The sequence below is a fragment of the Enterococcus sp. DIV0187 genome (genome assembly GCF_051713785.1).
Lineage (GTDB): Bacteria > Bacillota > Bacilli > Lactobacillales > Enterococcaceae > Enterococcus_A > Enterococcus_A avium.
In genome coordinates this window covers 2,235,778-2,253,941 of the sequence record NZ_JBIOQO010000001.1, presented here as the reverse complement: position 1 = coordinate 2,253,941, position 18,164 = coordinate 2,235,778, and the positions used below count along the sequence as shown (strand labels likewise).

The 18,164-nt window shown below is 38.9% G+C and carries 12 protein-coding genes and 1 pseudogene; 12 read left to right on the top strand and 1 reads right to left on the bottom strand.

Features of this window, described 5'->3' with window-relative positions; genetic code table 11:
- The first annotated feature begins 57 nt into the window (after window positions 1-57).
- From IGI52_RS11030 to IGI52_RS11005, 6 genes are all read left to right on the top strand, one after another.
- On the top strand, window positions 58-687 hold the full coding sequence (locus tag IGI52_RS11030) for a CatA-like O-acetyltransferase (protein WP_438781291.1): 630 nt from the start codon (window positions 58-60) through the stop codon (window positions 685-687).
- A 43-nt stretch (window positions 688-730) separates the two neighbouring features.
- Window positions 731-1,384, top strand: coding sequence for an endonuclease III domain-containing protein (locus tag IGI52_RS11025; protein WP_438781290.1), 654 nt, complete (start codon window positions 731-733; stop codon window positions 1,382-1,384).
- Between the two features lie 113 nt (window positions 1,385-1,497).
- Window positions 1,498-2,250: a type I methionyl aminopeptidase gene (gene map / locus IGI52_RS11020; RefSeq protein ID WP_438781289.1), complete on the top strand. Its 753-nt coding sequence runs from the start codon at window positions 1,498-1,500 to the stop codon at window positions 2,248-2,250.
- A 227-nt stretch (window positions 2,251-2,477) separates the two neighbouring features.
- Complete coding sequence (locus tag IGI52_RS11015; RefSeq protein WP_438781287.1) at window positions 2,478-3,506, top strand: hypothetical protein; 1,029 nt, start codon at window positions 2,478-2,480, stop codon at window positions 3,504-3,506.
- A gap of 289 nt (window positions 3,507-3,795) precedes the next feature.
- Window positions 3,796-5,568 carry an oleate hydratase gene (locus IGI52_RS11010; RefSeq protein ID WP_438781286.1) on the top strand — a complete coding sequence of 591 codons (1,773 nt, stop codon included), beginning with the start codon at window positions 3,796-3,798 and terminating at the stop codon, window positions 5,566-5,568.
- Window positions 5,569-5,836: 268 nt separating this feature from the next.
- Window positions 5,837-6,808: a diaminopimelate dehydrogenase gene (locus IGI52_RS11005; RefSeq protein ID WP_438781285.1), complete on the top strand. Its 972-nt coding sequence runs from the start codon at window positions 5,837-5,839 to the stop codon at window positions 6,806-6,808.
- Window positions 6,809-6,857: 49 nt separating this feature from the next.
- Here the strand turns inward: IGI52_RS11005 and IGI52_RS11000 are convergent.
- Window positions 6,858-6,977, bottom strand: a pseudogene (locus IGI52_RS11000) (GHKL domain-containing protein); the annotation flags it as partial.
- A gap of 124 nt (window positions 6,978-7,101) precedes the next feature.
- On the opposite strand from IGI52_RS11000, the gene msrA reads away from it, so the two are divergent.
- From msrA to IGI52_RS10970, 6 genes are all read left to right on the top strand, one after another.
- Complete coding sequence (msrA, locus tag IGI52_RS10995; protein ID WP_176674963.1) at window positions 7,102-7,926, top strand: peptide-methionine (S)-S-oxide reductase MsrA; 825 nt, start codon at window positions 7,102-7,104, stop codon at window positions 7,924-7,926.
- A gap of 93 nt (window positions 7,927-8,019) precedes the next feature.
- Window positions 8,020-8,682, top strand: a complete 663-nt coding sequence (locus tag IGI52_RS10990; RefSeq protein WP_438781284.1) for a TetR/AcrR family transcriptional regulator — start codon at window positions 8,020-8,022, stop codon at window positions 8,680-8,682.
- Between the two features lie 108 nt (window positions 8,683-8,790).
- Window positions 8,791-9,150: a hypothetical protein gene (locus IGI52_RS10985; RefSeq protein WP_438781283.1), complete on the top strand. Its 360-nt coding sequence runs from the start codon at window positions 8,791-8,793 to the stop codon at window positions 9,148-9,150.
- Window positions 9,151-10,003: 853 nt separating this feature from the next.
- On the top strand, window positions 10,004-11,443 hold the full coding sequence (locus IGI52_RS10980) for a helix-turn-helix domain-containing protein (RefSeq protein WP_438781282.1): 1,440 nt from the start codon (window positions 10,004-10,006) through the stop codon (window positions 11,441-11,443).
- A complete protein-coding gene (locus IGI52_RS10975; protein ID WP_438781281.1) occupies window positions 11,436-11,939 on the top strand; it encodes a hypothetical protein in 504 nt (167 codons plus the stop codon). Before IGI52_RS10980 ends, IGI52_RS10975 begins: the two co-directional genes overlap by 8 nt.
- Before the next feature lie 15 nt (window positions 11,940-11,954).
- A complete protein-coding gene (locus IGI52_RS10970) occupies window positions 11,955-18,155 on the top strand; it encodes a Spy0128 family protein (protein WP_438781279.1) in 6,201 nt (2,066 codons plus the stop codon).
- The last annotated feature ends 9 nt before the right edge of the window (window positions 18,156-18,164 follow it).

Below are 18,164 nucleotides of genomic sequence, written 5' to 3'. Positions count from 1 at the left end.
ATAGATGAAGGTGGAAATATTTTATAGGTACCGATTTATTAGGCATTTACTGTCAAAATGGGAAATCAGTTTGTACGGATAGATGAAAAGAATTGGAAACGAGCGATGCATTGTCAGGTATTCAGAAATAGTGTGGAACCGGCTTTTTGCGTGACCTTTGAGCTGGATATCACCAACTTTCTAAACAAGATTCGCGAGAAAAAATATTCCTTCACTTTTGCGCTGGTCTATAGTGTTTCAGTTTGTGCCAATCAAATTGAAGAATTTCGCTATCGTTTCTTGGATGGAGATGTGGTTCTTTATGATCGAATCGACACCGCTTTTACTTACCTTAATCAAGACACCGAATTGTTCAAAGTCGTGAATGTGCCATTAACAGAAAGCCTTGAAGAATACATCGTCTTAGCAACCAAAACGGCAGAAGAACAGCAGGCGTATTTCACCGGTCCTTTAGGCAATGATGTCTATCAATTTTCGCCGATGCCGTGGGTGAGCTATACCCATATTTCACACACCAATGCTGGTAAAAAGGATAATGCTACGCCGTTATTCGATTGGGGAAAATATTTCCAGCGTGACGGTCGCACGTTGCTACCATTCTCTGTTCAAGCACATCATTCCTTTGTTGATGGTCTGCATGTTGGTAAATTGGCGGATACTTTACAAGCATATTTGGATGCTTTCTAATATAATGGACAGCAAATCAAATAATTGTTGGTGAGGAAGAACAATGATCACGAATATTGAAGAATTGTATGAAGCATTTAGTCAAGTCATGACGCATAAACGCTGGTGGGACACGGATAATAAATGGGAAATCCTATTAGGTGCAGTCTTGGTTCAGAACACTAATTGGAAAAATGTAGACTATGCACTGGAAAATTTATATCACACGACTCAATTTTTGCCAGAAAAAGTTTTGGCTTTAGAAAAGATCCAGCTACAGGATTTGATTCGGCCAAGTGGCTTTTATAAAGGGAAATCAAATACGATCATCGGGTTATTGACTTGGTTAGAAGGGTATCAATTTGACTTATCAATGGTTGCAGAGAAAGATTTTTCTGTGCTGCGCAAGGAATTGTTGGCAATCAAGGGGATCGGTGATGAAACAGCCGATGCTCTATTGGTGTATGTCTTTGATCAGTCGACGTTTATCGCGGATAAATACGCACAGCGGATGTTTGAAAAATTCGGTTTTATCTCTACGGGCTATAAACAATTGAAGAGAAAGATTATTTGGCCCGACGTAATGGACACACTAAAAGCACAAAATCTACATGGCTGGATCATTCAATACGGGCAGGTGTATTTAAAAAATGACGAGATTTGGCAAAGCGGACCGCTGAAAAATTTTAAGCTCAAGTTAAGCGCGACCAATGATTAACAAGTCATAAAGTCTCTAAGCTTTCTTTTAAAAGCCTTTCGTGGTATAACATGCTGTATGTTTTAGTTGTAAAAAAAGTAACCATTAATAATGGATAAGGGGCAATGAAATAAATGGTCACATTAAAATCAAAACGAGAAATCGACCAGATGAAAGAATCGGGCGCGATTTTAGCAGGGATTCATGAGCAATTACGGGAGATCATCAAACCAGGGATCACCACAAAAGAAATTGATCAATTTGTTCAAGAAAAAATCGAGGCGGCCGGAGCGACAGCTGCCCAAATTGGTTTTGAAGGCTATGAATTTGCTACATGTACCAGTGTGAATGATGAAATTTGTCATGGGTTTCCATCGAGTTATCGGCTGAAATCGGGCGATGTCCTGAAGGTGGATTTTTGTGTGGATTATCATGGTGCCATCTCAGATAGCTGCTGGACCTACGCAGTCGGTGAGATTGCACCAGAGCATCAAGCGTTAATGGATGTGACGAAAGAAGCGTTGATGATTGGAATCGCTCAGGCACAAGTGGGAAATCGAGTGGGAGATATCGGTCATGCCATTCAAACTTATGCAGAAGGGAAAGGTTATGGTGTGGTACAAGATTTTCTAGCTCATGGCATTGGCCCAACGATTCATGAAGAGCCTTTCTTTCCGCATTTTGGTACAGCTGGCAAGGGTACACGCCTTAAGGAAGGAATGACCATTACAATCGAGCCGATGATTACTACCGGAACCTGGGAAGCGGGCATTGATGGCAATGGCTGGACTGCCGGTACGTTAGATGGTAGTTTTTGCGCACAATATGAGCATTCCATCGCGATTACTAAAGAAGGTCCCGTTATCATGACAGAACAAGGGGTATAATTTTGAAAAGGAGGATTCGTGAGGGCGAGTTCTCTTTTTTGTTATTTAGATAATTTAAATGTTTTATTTTTTAGAAATTTGTTACTGAAAATGTTGCTATGAATTCAAATTTTTTAGTCAAAATTAAAATTAAAGGTATTTCACTTTCCTATTTACAACACGCTTTTCGTTGTTATATTATATGATTGTTGATTAATGAAAGCGCTATAAATATGGAGGGGTAGACAATGAATGTGGCAAAACTAGCTGAGAGACAGTTATTTCTAATGAAAGCTGAGAATTTGGAGAAACGAGTACGCGCCTACTATGCTCAAACACAGGATGTGGATTCCTTGATTGAGTACGGAGTCGCGATCCTTGTGCGGAGCTTTTTCTGCATGGGAAGCTTTGCAGAGCTGATCCAAGACTTGATTCAAGAGGTTTATTTTACAGTTGAACCAACTGCTGTCATGCGCCAATATTTGCCCTATTTTGAAGACTATTTCACCGCAGATGAGTGGCAAACAGTAGTAAATCGCCTATTTGGCAATCATACAACCTACCTTGCGCAAACGGAAGAGGCGCGTGTAAATAAAGGCTATTTAGAACAAACTGGGACACTCGATAATCGGATTGAGGGTCTTGTTTATCGTGTAGAAGCCGTTTTTGAAGATACTATTGGGAAAAAACACAAGTTGACGATTCGTGATACCGACTCCACTTTTAATGAAGCGCAAACGATTCAAGTGTTGAATATATTGACGACCTTGAGTATTTTTGACACAGCTGATGTGCGGAAATACGAAACCTATGTGAGTTATCAAACACCGGGAAAAATCATTGCGACATCTCATAATTCCCGTCAAAAAACCAAACCAACAGCGAAGGAACCGGAAACCATCGCTGCCCAACAAGACGCTCAACAATCAGAAAAAGCTCCGAAAAAAATGGTAGCTGCTGCAAAAACGCGATCATCTGCAGCTCCAGCATCTACAGTGTCCGAAAAAGAGTCGAATAAGCCCGCAAGTAACAGTACGGCCACAAAGGAAAAACAATCCAGTCCTGCCAATCCGCCGAAAAATACCAACAGCCCATCACCGAATGTCGAGGCGAAGAAAAAAGCCAATGAACTGCTGCAGCAATCAGATACAAGCTATAAACGTGTTAGTAAAAGTGAAGAACAGACTCAGACCAACGGAAATAGTAAAAAGATGAAGAATAGAATGAATAATGCGCTGGGGCGGAGTAAGAACCGGAAAAGGAACAAAAGGAAATAGCGATCTTGTTTAGACAAGAGTGTTTATTTGGCGAGCCCCAATAAAAGAAAAGCTTTCAATTGCTTTTATGAGCGACGGACAAATATGAGTCACGTGGCTTATTTGGCGTGTCCAAATTAATTAAACGAGATTAAGTGAAGCGTGAAATGTCGGAGAAGGAGTCTGACGTTTCTTTTTTTTAGACAAATCAGCCAAATAGTCTAACTTTATGAATACAAGGAAGCGTCTCGTTTTCAATTATTTTTGGCTATTGGTAAGCTGAGTTTATCAAATTGAAGGGGGAAACATCATGAGATATACGAATGGGAATTATGAAGCATTTGCTAGACCAAGAAAACCGGCAGGCGTGGACGACAAGAGTGCCTATATCGTCGGAGCAGGTCTGGCAGGCTTAGCTGCAGCTGTTTTTTTAATTCGGGATGGACAAATGAAAGGCGAACACATCCATATTTTTGAAGAGCTTTCCTTGTCTGGCGGTTCATTAGATGGAAAATTTATTCCTCATGACGGCTTTGTAACTCGTGGCGGACGAGAAATGGAAAATCACTTTGAATGCTTGTGGGATTTATTCCGCTCAGTGCCATCATTGGAAGTAGAGGATGCTTCGGTTTTAGATGAGTTCTATTGGTTGGATCATGATGATCCGAATTCATCAAATTGCCGGATCATTTACAATCGTGGAGAACGTGCGGAGGATGATGGTGATTTTACATTGTCGAAAAAAGCACAAAAAGAATTGGTTGAGCTTTTCATGACTTCGGAAGATCAACTGATTGGTAAAAAAATCGAAGATGTTTTTGGAGAAGAATTTTTTGCATCGAACTTCTGGTTGTACTGGTGTTCAATGTTTGCCTTTGAAAAATGGCATTCAGCGATTGAAATGCGCCGCTACGTGATGCGTTTCATTCACCATATCAAGGGCTTGCCAGATTTTACAGCATTGAAATTTACTCGCTACAATCAATATGAATCGTTAGTGAAACCATTATTGGCCTTCTTAAATGACCATGGAGTAGATTTCCAATATGAAACGAAAATCAATAATATTGAAGTCGAAGCTGCTCCTGATAAAAAAGTAGCGAAAAAGATTCTGTTGACACGTTCAGGCAAAGCTGAAGAGATCGACTTAACAGAAAATGATTTGGTTTTCGTTACGAACGGATCAATCACGGAGAGCTCTACAGAAGGCAATCATCATACCCCAGCACCGATTACTCATGAATTAGGCGGCAGCTGGAATCTTTGGAAAAACTTGGCAAAACAATCGAATGAATTTGGTCATCCTGAAGTTTTTTGTGACAACTTGCCAGATGAAAGCTGGTTTGTTTCTGCCACAGTGACTTGGGAAAACTTTGATATTGAACCATATATATCCCGTTTGACTCAACGTAAATTGCGGACTGGAAAAGTGGTAACGGGCGGAATTATCACCATCAAGGATTCGAATTGGTTGATGAGCTTTGCGACCCATCGTCAACCGCATTTCAAAGAGCAAAGTGATCAACAGACAGTTACTTGGGTTTATGGCTTATTATCTAATACACCTGGAAATTACATCAAAAAACCGATCGAACAATGCAGCGGGCAAGAGATCGTTCAAGAACTGATGTATCATTTAGGGGTTCCAGAAGAAGACATCAAGAAATTCTCTGAAGAATCATGCGTGGTAACACCAGTTTATATGCCGTTTATCACCTCGTATTTTATGTTGCGAGAACCTGGTGATCGTCCATTAGTCATTCCAAATGGCTCAGAGAACCTTGCCTTCATCGGCAACTTTGCTGAAACCGAACGTGATACTGTCTTTACGACAGAGTATTCAGTTCGAACAGCGATGGAAGCTGTTTACACATTCTTAGACATCGAACGGGGCGTGCCAGAAGTATTTGCCTCGGCCTATGATCTTCGGACGTTAGCCAATTCAGTCTATTATTTAAGTGATCGTAAGAAACTTTCGGAAATGGATCTGCCATTTGTTGAGAAAAAAGTGTTGGAGCATTTTGTGAAGAAAGTGGAACATACCTATATTGGCGATGTTCTAAAGGACAATCATTTACTGTAGGAGAAACATCCTAAGCTTAACGACCGAATCATCAGTGTTCAGCGTCAAGAAAAAGGAAAGTCCAAAAATTTCCTTTTCAAATTTTTGTGGGTTTTCGGTTTATTTTCGCAGATGTCGTTTATGAATCGATGTATATTCGTGAAAAGGAGCTGATCTAAAAGTCTTTTAGACCTTTGGATCAGCTCCTCTTGTTTGTTATGAGATTTTTTCTAATGTTGCTGCTTGATTTATAGTATAATTCTAATAAATACATTGAGGGGGACAACGAATGATCAAAGTAGCAATTGTTGGATATGGAAATTTAGGGTGCGGAGTGGAACGGGCATTAAAGCAAAATGCGGATATGGAATTAGTTGGTGTTTTTACAAGAAGAAATCCCGAAACCGTTCAGACAGATGGCGCACCAGCCTTTGGACTAGATGAGTTAGACGCACAGAAGGGAACCATTGATGTGTGCATTTTGTGTGGTGGATCAGCAACGGATTTACCTGTCCAAACACCGGCGATCACGAAAAACTTTAATACGATCGATAGTTTTGATACCCACGCGAAGATTCCTGAGCACTTTACGAATGTCGATAAGGAAGCGAAGGAACATCAAACTGTTTCGATTATTTCCACCGGTTGGGACCCCGGCTTGTTTAGCTTGAATCGTCTATACGCGCAAAGTATTTTACCAGAAGGAGAGACCTATACTTTTTGGGGCAAAGGTGTGAGTCAAGGACATTCAGATGCTTTAAGAAGAATTGCAGGAGTTGCGGATGCGATCCAATACACGATTCCTAAAAGCGAAGTGATCGAGAAGCTAAAAGCTGGCGAGAAAATGGAATTGACGACTCGTGACAAACATTTACGAGAATGCTTTGTTGTTTTAGAGGCAGGAGCAGACGCTGAGGCGATCAAGAAAGAGATCGTTACGATGCCCAATTATTTCGAGGAATATGATACGATCGTTCATTTTATTTCAGCCGAAGAATTGAAACGTGATCATCATGCGATGCCTCACGGCGGTACGGTGCTGCGTACAGGTACAACTCATAAAGAAACGAAACAAGTGATTGAGTACAATCTGCAATTAGAAAGCAATCCTGAATTTACTGCCAGCGTACTGGTCGCATATGCCAGAGCATGCGCTCGCTTGGCAAGAGAAAAACAATTCGGCGCCTTTACGGTATTAGACATTGCACCGAAATACTTGTCACCGATTGATGATGCAACATTGAGAAAAGAATTACTATAAGCAGTATTAAAGCGAAGTGATACCTAGCCAGCTAGGTCACTTCGCTTTTTTATATGTCGCTGATCAGCACTACCAGAGAGAATCGTTCCTCATCATAGTTGATATCCAAGTTCCCATTGTAGCTTTCGACGATGGAACGGACAGATTGCAATCCGATTCCATGATCCTGTAGTTTTACTTTGGTTCAGAAGAAACGAGCGCCAGAAGGTGGGTTATCCAATCCAACTATTCGATTATTCTGCTTTTTTGTGGTAAATTTCAGGCACTAAAGTAACGAGATAGAGGTGAGCATCATGCGATTAACCCAAGAAGAAGTTCTAGAAAAAATCTATAATCTGATCTTAAATCCTAATACGCGCGAATGGGAACGGTATTTGTTAACGACAGCCAAAGATGGTTTAGAAGCTGACGCAAGCTTCAAAGATCAGGTCGCAAAGTTGGAAGCCGATTTGCGCCCGTTAGCTCTTCGGAATAATCTAACTCCGGACGTGACGGATTTTTATCAGGAGCTTACAGGTGACGAGTCCAGTGAACTAAAAGCGGAAAAGCATGAAATTGACGATCCCGCCTTTCAAGAACGAGCGATTTTTGCGGGGGGCTGTTTCTGGTGTATGGTGGAGCCTTTCGAGACACATCCGGGCATCGTCTCAGTATTATCCGGGTATACTGGAGGAACGACAGAGCATCCCAGCTATGACCAAGTCAGCGGTGGCTACACTGGTCATGTCGAAGCGGTCGAGATTATTTTCGACACACGAATCGTCAGCTATCAAGAGCTGATGGAACTTTATTGGCAAATCATTGATCCCACCGATGCGTTTGGGCAATTTCAAGATCGAGGCGTTCAATATCGTCCGATTATTTTTACCTTGAATGAAGAACAACGTGAAATTGCTGAAAAAAAGAAACTGACAGTGATCGAGTCAGGTGCTTATAAGAAACCGATCATTGTTGAAATAGAAGCAGCCCGCACATTTTGGCCGGCGGAAAATTACCATCAAGAATTCTACAAGAAGCAGCCGAAGCGCTACAAGGCCATCAAACGTGCGCGTCAGCAATTCCTGACCTATCAGCATTTAAAGGGAAAATTACGAACCGGATTCCTGCGAAGTAAATAAAACAAAAGAAATTTTTTTAAAGTGTTGACATTCGGCTAGGATGGGATTATATTATATACATACCAACCGAATGTATGAATAGGAGATACCAAGATGGCTCGGAATAAATACCCAGAAGAAACAGTAAATAAAATTTTGGATGTTTCGATGCAACTATTTTTAGAAAAAGGCTATGAATATACGTCAATCCAAGATATCGTCAATCATCTCGGCGGTTTATCAAAAGGAGCGATTTACCACCATTTCAAATCAAAGGAAGATATCCTTGATGGCGTGATGAATAAGCTTTATCAAAATAATGACAACGAGTTAGATCACCTGCGACTGCTTGAGAAAGATTCAAGTATGACCGGATTGCAAAAGCTGCAGGCGCTGTTTACGACAGCGTTAGAAAGTCCCCGCCAGGATGACATGTTTCAAATGGCACCTGACTTTCTAAAAAATCCCCAAATGCTGGCGATGCAAATCGAGGGAATCTATACCGAATCGGTGCCGCACTTTGTTCAGCCGATCATTGAAGAAGGAATCGCGGATGGCTCGATCAAGACCGATTATCCTAAAGAGCTGGCGGAGATGATTCTGTTATTGATAAATATCTGGTTGATTCCATTGGTTCATGATGAAGATCCAAGTAGCGTAACCAACCGCTTTGCCCTCTTTCAAGAAATGATGGGTAAAATGGGCATTGAGATTTTCGATAAGGATGCAGTCAAGCGGCTTGAGAAATTTCGCAAGATGTACAATCAAAAAAATTAGTTTCTGCCTTCTAGGCAGTTTTATTTTAAAGCTATACATACCGTCGTTCGGTATTTATATAATGAATGTTACTTCAACAAATAAAAAAGAAAAAAGGAGTGTTTTAAAATGGAACAAAAAATGAATAAAAGCAATGTCTACGGTGTAAATGGTGAGAATCAAAAACAAAGAACAATGATCGAACGAATCGGCGGAGGGATCACAGTAATCTTTTCAGGGATGTTTATTTTACCAATCCTATCTGTGCTAACCGGAGCTTTCGGCATCATCGGGATTGGTTTACCAGCAGTTGCCATGATGAATATTTTTGGTATCCTGCATATTCCATTCAATGTACTGTTTGTTCAGTTGACCGGATTTCCGCAGGTGTTGGTTGGCTTTATCGTTGGTTTGATCTTTGTGGCTTTATCTATTGTTTGTGGCACCCTGTTGAAAAAGTATATGGCTATTGCCAAACGAATGATCTAAAAGAGGTACTGCTAGAAAAGTAGAAACAATACTTTCCGATTTTTATGAATTTCTGCTTTGCTCATTCAATAAATTGTCATTTCGAAACAATACGTTCAATTTGAAAATAACCATCAATTGTTGCGTATATTTGTGAATAGGCAAAGAGGAGAGTGAATATGAATGTTTAAAGTGTTGTTAGTTTTAACGTTAGTCGGGTTGTTGCTATCATCCGGTTCCAGCAAGAAAAAAGTAGGTTAGCCAATTGGATATATTCTTATCGTTTGTTCAAGGAGTTTGCCTAAGTGTAGTATTAGCATTAATTGAAAAGATCGAACATTCATCTAATCATTAGATGCCGTTTATTTCTGAATAGGAGCTGATCTGAAAGTTTAAAAGACTTTTGGATCAGCTCTTTTTTCTAAACTGAGTCAAAGAGTTCAATTTTCTATGATGAGTATTGTTATTAAAAGTGAGAATTATGCTTATCCAAATTTCTCTTCACATCGTTTTAGATAAAAAAAGAAAATGTTTATATTATAAAATTTCTGGATATAAAGAATAAAATACGTAATAATTGAGTATTTTTCCATCTGATAATAAGGATATGAATGGAGGAACTAAATAAGGATAAAAAATTAACAAAATTTACGAGAAATCAAAAAAGTCTATTGATTTATTAATATTAATTAATTATATGTTAATATAAAAATATATGTTTAAAGTGATTTGCATATTGTAAATCTCTTTTTTTTTCTTGAAATGAAAAATATAAGGACAAATAAATCATTTAGCTAATTAAAATGTGCTTAGCTGGGTAATATAATTAAATGAAATTAATCAATTATTAATCCAGTTGAGAAGGGAGCGAGAAATGCAAGCGAACGATTTGTTGATGGATGATGACCGTTATAAATGGTATCTACTTCAGTATTTGGAATTAAATAAAAATGCCTATTGTTCAGTTGATCAACTCGGAGATATTTTAAAGATTTCTCGCTATAAATTAGAAAAATATCTACAGGAGCTTCAGGATGAGCTGAAAGAAAATCACTATGATGCCACGATTGAGTTGCTTGAAACAGGGGAGATTGAGGTTCAGCAGCTGACACATGCGATCGTTAAGAAAATGCGCCTGTATTTAGTTGAGCGAAGTCTTACTTATAAAATATTCCACGGCTATGTGACCAATGAAACCAGTCTTGATAAGCAGATCGAAGAGCTCCATGTGAGTCGCTCGAGTACCTATCGCTTATATAAACGATTGAAGGATCAACTCGTGGAAGAAGGATTTCAGCTAAAGAAGAATCAACTGATCGGAGAAGAGGACGCGCTCCGAAATTTTTTGTTTGGTCTGTATTACGAAATTTTTAATGGATTAGCCAGCCCTTTTGATGATACGACGCAACATCAAGCAAAGGAACTCTTCCGATATTTGGAACATTATTTGAACCTTTCTTTGCCTAAAACAAAAGAGCATAAGCTGCTGTTTTTTATAAGTATTGCTTTGATCCGCATGAGAAAGGCCCATCCGATGGATCGAGAGTATCTCGACTATGTGGAAAATGATGCAACAGAATATCTGGATAGATGGTTGGATAATCATTATTCATTGAGCCAAAAAGAAAAGAGACGAGAAATTTCGGCCTTATTACTCTTTTGCCAATTGATGGAGATTGATTTGCCACTGGAAACGACGATCCTCGAGGGCAAAGAGATGCGAATGGCGGAGGATTTAGTCGATGAATTTTTGCAGTACTTAGCCAGCCACTCACGATTTGAGATTAATCAATTAAAAGAAGATAAGGAATTGGTCGCTGGGTTGTTGAGGATCAATCGAAGATGGCTGATCTATCATTTTCGCGAATCGACTTTTGTGACAAAAATCCAACGTCGCTACTTTCAAGAAATTAATCCTAAACTGGATGAGCTGATCCAAGATTTTATTGAGAAAGTCGCTCATAGAGGGATTTTTCATTCGGATCAGGAACGGAACAAGCTGTATTATGACTATTTATTTTTCATGATCACACAAATCTCTGTCGACGAGCTAGAGGCCCCTGTCTTTATTTGTATCGATTTCTCTCACGGCAGCAGCTACAACGAATACATTCAAACGATGCTGAGCTCCTTGCAGAGCATGAATATTTGTTATGAAGAAAAATTAAGTACAAAGACGCAAATTTATTTATCTGATTTTTTGATTGAGACACTTCCTTGCCATCAAATGATTTGGAAACGTCCACCGACACCAGAAGATTGGTCCGAGTTTGGACATCTATTATTAACGGTTAAAGGAGGAGCCTATGAATAGAAATTTATTGATCGCACTTGCACTTCCTTCATTAATGTTCTATCAATCGAATGCGCCGATTTTATATAGCAGCGAGAAATTGATTGCTCAAGTAAAAGAAGAACAAGCAATACTTGGATTCGACCTGTCTGAGTCTGGAAATACCTTGATTATTTCGAATGATCAACTACAAGAAAGCGATGAAACTGTTAATGAGGCCCGTCCACCGGATCAGTCGGAAGAAAATGATCCAAAAAAGCAAACAACAATGAAATCTAAAGACAGAAAAACTCTTCCCAAAACAAAGAAACAAGCGACTGAAGAGTCATCAAATAGGAAGAAAACGGCTGCTTTGGAAGCCATTGAACAAAAGATTAGTGCATTACCATTTACAGAGTTTCCAGATGATAAAACTGGCGAACGAGAACTTGTCCGGATGTTGGCAAATATGTCCGGAACAATCATGTACGGTACCAAAATGACAGAAACCAATCGAGAAGAATATATTACGTTTTAAAGGGGATGAAAACAGATGAATCGATTAAAAAAAATATGGTCACTATCTGCAATAGTTGGGATGCTGATCAGTAGCTTTCCACTGTCGATTTTTGCAGAGACTATTGAATCAGCTGAGGTGGTGATTAATCAAGCACTGATTACCGATACGACTGATCAAGAGATTACAGAAACCAATCGATTGAAGCACAAAGCTGCAGTAAAGCTCAAATTAGATTGGTCATTAGCGAAGGCTACACTAATTGAAGAGAATACAATCGTAACAGTCAACTTGCCAGCAAATCTAAATTTTCCAGATCAATCAGGCAGTTTAGCCGATGGAATGGGAAATTACCAAGTAAGAAATCAACAACTGCTATTTCAGCTTGCTAAAAATTACGAAGAAACGGAAGACGAACGAGCACCGGAATTTACCAGCGCAAAATTTTATGAAGGACTTTTGGAGCTAACAGCCGAAACAACAGCAGAAGATTTGGACACAGAAACAGTTGGTTTTGGAGATAATCTTGTTTCGACGATTTATTATGATAAAAAAGTCGATCCTGCTGCTGATCCGCTAGAGCAGATAGAAGGGAAACAAAAGACTCAAACAAGAGCTCATAATCCAAACTTAAATGAACGCCTTGAAAAATTATTCACGAGTATAAAAATTACTGATTTAGCTGGCAATGAATTTACAGAAGCCAATCCAGCAGTAAAAGATGCGGATATTAGAATTAATTTTGATTGGTCACTAGATGACGATGTAGAAATTTTAGATGGGGATACCTATACTTACCAGCTACCTGACTATTTCTCAGTTTACAATGCAATAGATGAGCCGTTGAAAGATGAAACAACAGGAGTTCAGCTTGGTCGGTTTACATTAGATGAAACGGGAAAATTAACGGTCATTTTCAACGGTGAAGGCACTAATCTGAGTGTACGTGAAGGCAATATCAAATTAGAAACAGAATTAAAAGTGACGACAGATGTTGAAAAAATTGAAATTGTTACTGGAATAAAGGATGAAGATGGAGAGGTTATCACCATTACTTTACCGATTGCAAAGGCAGATATTCAAAAATCAGGTGTCATCAATGCTGAAAATACAGTGATTTGGTCAATTGTAGCAAATAAGAATCGCTTAACACTGAAAAATGCCATCATCAAAGAATATCTCCCTGAAGGCTTAAAAGTTTGGTATACCAATTATTATATCCAAAACGAAAGCGGAAACTGGGAAACAGCACCTGAAGGATTCATACACACAAGACAAACATCTAGTTCAACTTATGAATGTTCTTTCCCATCAGGTGAATTGACAGTACCTATAAAGATCGAACTTAAAATGACGATTGCCGACAAAGATAAAACTGAGTTTCTGAACAAGGTAGAAATATCTGGTGACAACTTCCTACCGAATTCTTCAGAGGCGACGGTTTCATTTAATCAAAAAGATAATTATAAAAAACTGAATGATTATGACTTAGACTCAGGTATTTTAAATTGGGAAGTGAAAGCTACCTTCACTCAGGAAAGCGGAATATTTAAAGATTGGATGTATGTGAAAACCTACGATCCTAATACTGCTACACATCACTTAAAAGAGGGAAGTATACAAGTTTTTGACGAAAGCGGGAATAAAATTCCGGATGAGGATTGGGAATTTGCTGACGCTGATTCTAAGGACTACGCTAAAAAAGAAGGAAAATATGTTCATTTTACGTTGAACTTCAAGAAAAAAGGTATTTATACCATCAAATACTCGACTGAAGCTTTTGAAAAACCAATGCGGCCCGGAACAGGAGCAGCTAATTTTGGAACGGTCATTGATGGGGAGTCAAAAGAAGAACTTACTGGCGGTGAAACAGTCAAAGTAAATGGAAAACTAGGTGTTCTTAAGGAAGCTTATAATAAGAATAATACAGATTCTACAGTTGAGTATAAGATAACGATAAACTCTAATAAGCTCCTTATGAAAAATGTGATTATTACAGATCGATTTGATAGTTTGAATGGCGGTTACCCTAGCGCTTTGCAACTGCTTGAAGATACACTAAAACTTAGCTCTGATTCAAAACCAGAGCTTGATTTAGGAATAGATTACCAATTAGAAAGATTAGATGGTGATGCCAACTTCAAAACTGGCTTTCGTATTAAACTAATTGGAAACTTTGCAGAAACATCTGAAAAAATTGTCTTGAAGTATAAGGCAAAATATTTTATTGATGAACAAGAGAAGAATCCCAATGGGGCAGCAAGCTTACGTTTCGATAATAGTGTGATAGTTTCATACACTGGAGAAGATGGAAAAAATCATACGGACGGTGACGACGTCGCTTTTTGGGGAGATTCAAAGCTTTCTTACAATGGCGTTAAGTATGGTGTTTATGCAGCAGAAAATGCCGATCTTACGACAAAATTCACACATGCAAATCCTTTCGATGAAACGAAGGCTCCGGATGATAGCGTATATTGGTCAGCAGTATTTAACACATGGAAAACTAAAATACCCGCCAATACAATAATCCGTGAAGCTCTAGGCGAAGGGGAAACATTGCGTGATATCGTTATTTACGACGTAGAACTCGCAGCGACAAAGGTAGAAGTAGGTAGTTTAGGTGCAAAATGGGTCAAAGGTGAGGATTATGAGGTTGTTTATGACGGTGATGTACCAGAAATAAAACTTCTAAAAGATAAAACAAATCCTTTTTCGATATTTGTTTCAGCAGCTGCTTCAGAAGAAGTATATAAATATAAGAATGTAGCAACAATGACTATTCCAAATAATAAACCTCTAGTTGTTGAGGGGATGGTTGAAAAAAGTGAAAAAACTGCATGGATCGACAAAGATGGAACCCAAGGAACAGATAAGGATTATCGTTTGATTAATTGGACGGTTATTCTAAACAAAGATGGACACAAGGTTATTCAACCACTTGTTGAAGATACTGTTAATATGGCTGACCAGACATTTGTTTATGATGAGGATAAAAATGTTGTCGTTAAAGTCTATAAAGCAAAAAGTGATGGACAAGGTGGTTTTGAAAAAGATGGAGAAGCTATCGTTTTTGATGAAGGGAATCAACCATTTGTCACAACTGATTCTGCTGAAGGAACACAGAAATTAACAATAAAATTAGGAGACTCCATCAACTCGCCTTATATTGTAGAGTACCAAACGATGTTAGATCCTGATATAAAGAATCATGAAAAAGTTAGTAATAGTGCGACTCTTTTTGGTAAAGATGTCAGTATTCATGAAACCTCAAAAGAAGTTATAGTCAAATCAACAAATGGCGAAGGAACTTCAAGCGGAAAAAATGGTTCTTTAAAATTTAAGAAGCTAGATGAAAATAAAGAATTGATTAAAACTAAATCGGCTTTTTTTGATCTTTATCGCAAAGACAAAGAAGGAAATCTTACTCTAATGATGTCGGATATTGAAGTAAAAGGGGATAAGATTATTGAAAATGGTGTCGAAATTGACCAACTTTTTAGATTGCGCTATGGAACATATGTAATTGTTGAAAGCAAGGCACCTGAAGGTTATGTGAAAAACGAGAATAAGCACGAATTTACTATTTCTAGTGAACAAATTAATTATGTATTTACGCTTGAAAATAGAAAGATTCCTGATAAGTTAAGTACGAAATTAGAGCTAGAAGCGAAGAAAGAACTAGATGGTCGCCCACTAAAAGCCGACGAGTTCAGCTTCACATTGAAGGGCGACGGCGGCGTTGACCAAACGAAGAAAAACGCTGCTGATGGAAAAGTTATCTTTGATGAGATCACTTATGACCAAGAAGGAATCTACGAATATACAATTTCAGAAGCAATACCAACAGAGAGAGAAACAGGTGTCACTTACGATGATACGAAATATAAAGTAACGGTCACAGTAGAAGAAAAGGCTGGGAAATTAGAGGCAACAGTTGTTTATGAAAATATCAAAGCCGGTGAAGTCCCAACGTTCAAGAATACTTATAAAGCACTACCGGGAACGATTCAATTAGAAGCGAAAAAGGAATTAAGTGGTCGCCCACTAAAAGCCGACGAGTTCAGCTTCACATTAAAGGGCGACGGCGGTGTTGACCAAACGAAGAAAAACGTTGCTGATGGAAAAGTTATCTTTGATGATATCACTTATGACAAAGCAGGGATCTATGAATATACAATTTCAGAAGCAATACCAACAGAGAAAGAAACAGGTGTCACTTACGATGATACGAAATATAAAGTAACGGTAACAGTAGAAGAAAAGGCTGGAAAATTAGAGGCAACAGTTGTTTATGAAAATATCAAAGCCGGTGAAGTCCCAACGTTCAAGAATACTTATAAAGCACTACCGGGAACGATTCAATTAGAAGCGAAAAAGGATTTAAGTGGTCGCCCACTAAAAGCCGACGAGTTCAGCTTCACATTAAAGGGCGACGGTGGTGTTGACCAAACGAAGAAGAATGCTAAAGATGGTAAAGTATTATTCGATGCTATCAAGTATGACCAAGCGGGAACGTATGAGTACACGATCTCAGAAGTTGTTCCCGACGCACTGGAAACTGGAATGACTTATGACACCAAGAAATATGAAGTAACAGTCAAAGTAGTAGAAAAAGATAATAAGCTAGAAGCAACAGTAACATACAAAGATGTTACTGTAGGCGAAGTTCCAACCTTTAAAAATACGTACAAACCACTACCAGGAACGATTCAATTAGAAGCGAAGAAAGAACTGAGCGGCCGCCCGCTAAAAGCCGACGATTTCAGCTTTACGTTGAAAGGAGACGGCGGCGTTGACCAAACGAAGAAGAATGCTAAAGATGGTAAAGTATTATTCGATGCTATCACGTATGACCAAGCGGGAACGTATGAATACACGATCTCTGAAAAAATTCCAGCAATCAAAGAAACAGGTGTCACTTACGATGATACGAAATATAAAGTAACCGTAACAGTAGAAGAAAAGGCTGGAAAATTAGAAGCGACAGCCGTTTACGAAACCGGCGAAGTTCCAACTTTCAAAAATGCCTACAAAGCACTGCCAGGAAGTATCCAGTTAGAAGCGAAGAAGGAATTAGACGGTCGTTCACTAAAAGCTGACGAATTCAGCTTCAACCTAAAAGGTGATAACGTTGACCAAATGAAGAAAAATAATGCTGATGGCAAAATCCTATTCGATCAAATTGATTACGACAAAGCCGGAACCTATGAGTATACGATTTCTGAGATGATTCCAGCGGACAAAGAAACAGGTCTGACTTATGATGAAGCAGTTTATAAAGTAACTGTAACTGTCGTGGAAGAAGCTGGAAAATTAAAAGCAAAAGTGAATTACGAAAGCCTTGAAGCCGGCGAAGTCCCAATCTTCAAAAATGTGTACAAAGCACTACCAGGAAGTATCCAGTTAGAAGCGAAGAAGGAATTAGATGGGCGTTCACTAAAAGCTGACGAATTCAGCTTCAACCTAAAAGGTGATAACGTTGACCAAACAAAGAAAAATGCTGCCGATGGTAAAGTTACCTTTGATGAAATCACTTATGACCAAGCCGGAACCTACGAGTATACAATCTCAGAGGCGATTCCAACAGACAAAGAAACAGGTATCACCTACGACGATACGCAATACAAAGTAAGCGTCAAAGTAGAAGAAAAGGCTGGGAAATTGGAGGCTGCAGCCACTTACGAAAATGTTAAAGCCGGCGAGCTGCCAATCTTTAGAAATCTGTATACGCCAGAAAAGGAAGTGCCAACTGGCGAGCTGCTATTAAAGAAAATCGATAGTAAAACTGGCCGAACGTTAGCCAACGCCGAATTTAAGTTAGTAGATGACAAAGGACAGGTTGTAACTGGAAAAGAAAAAATTGTTACTGGAGAAGATGGCTCGATTTTCATTAAAGGATTGGCTGATGGTGAATATCAAATCATCGAAACTAAAGCACCGGATGGCTATCTGATCGATGAGACGCCAATAAAATTCTCAGTAAAAAATAATCAGCCAAGCAAAAAAGAGATCAATCAAGAAAATGATCCTCTTAAATTACCTGAGACCGGCAATTCTAGCAATAAAACCACCAATGTTAAAACAACGTATCGAAATGCTACAGGAAAGAGAATCACAGTTTCAAAACGATTACCATCAACAGGAAGTATTCAAAGTAAAGGCTTAGTTATTTTAGGTCTGTTCTTCTTAGCGATGTTTGGCTTAGTCGTATTTGGGAAACGGAAAAATATTTAGCAGAAAAGA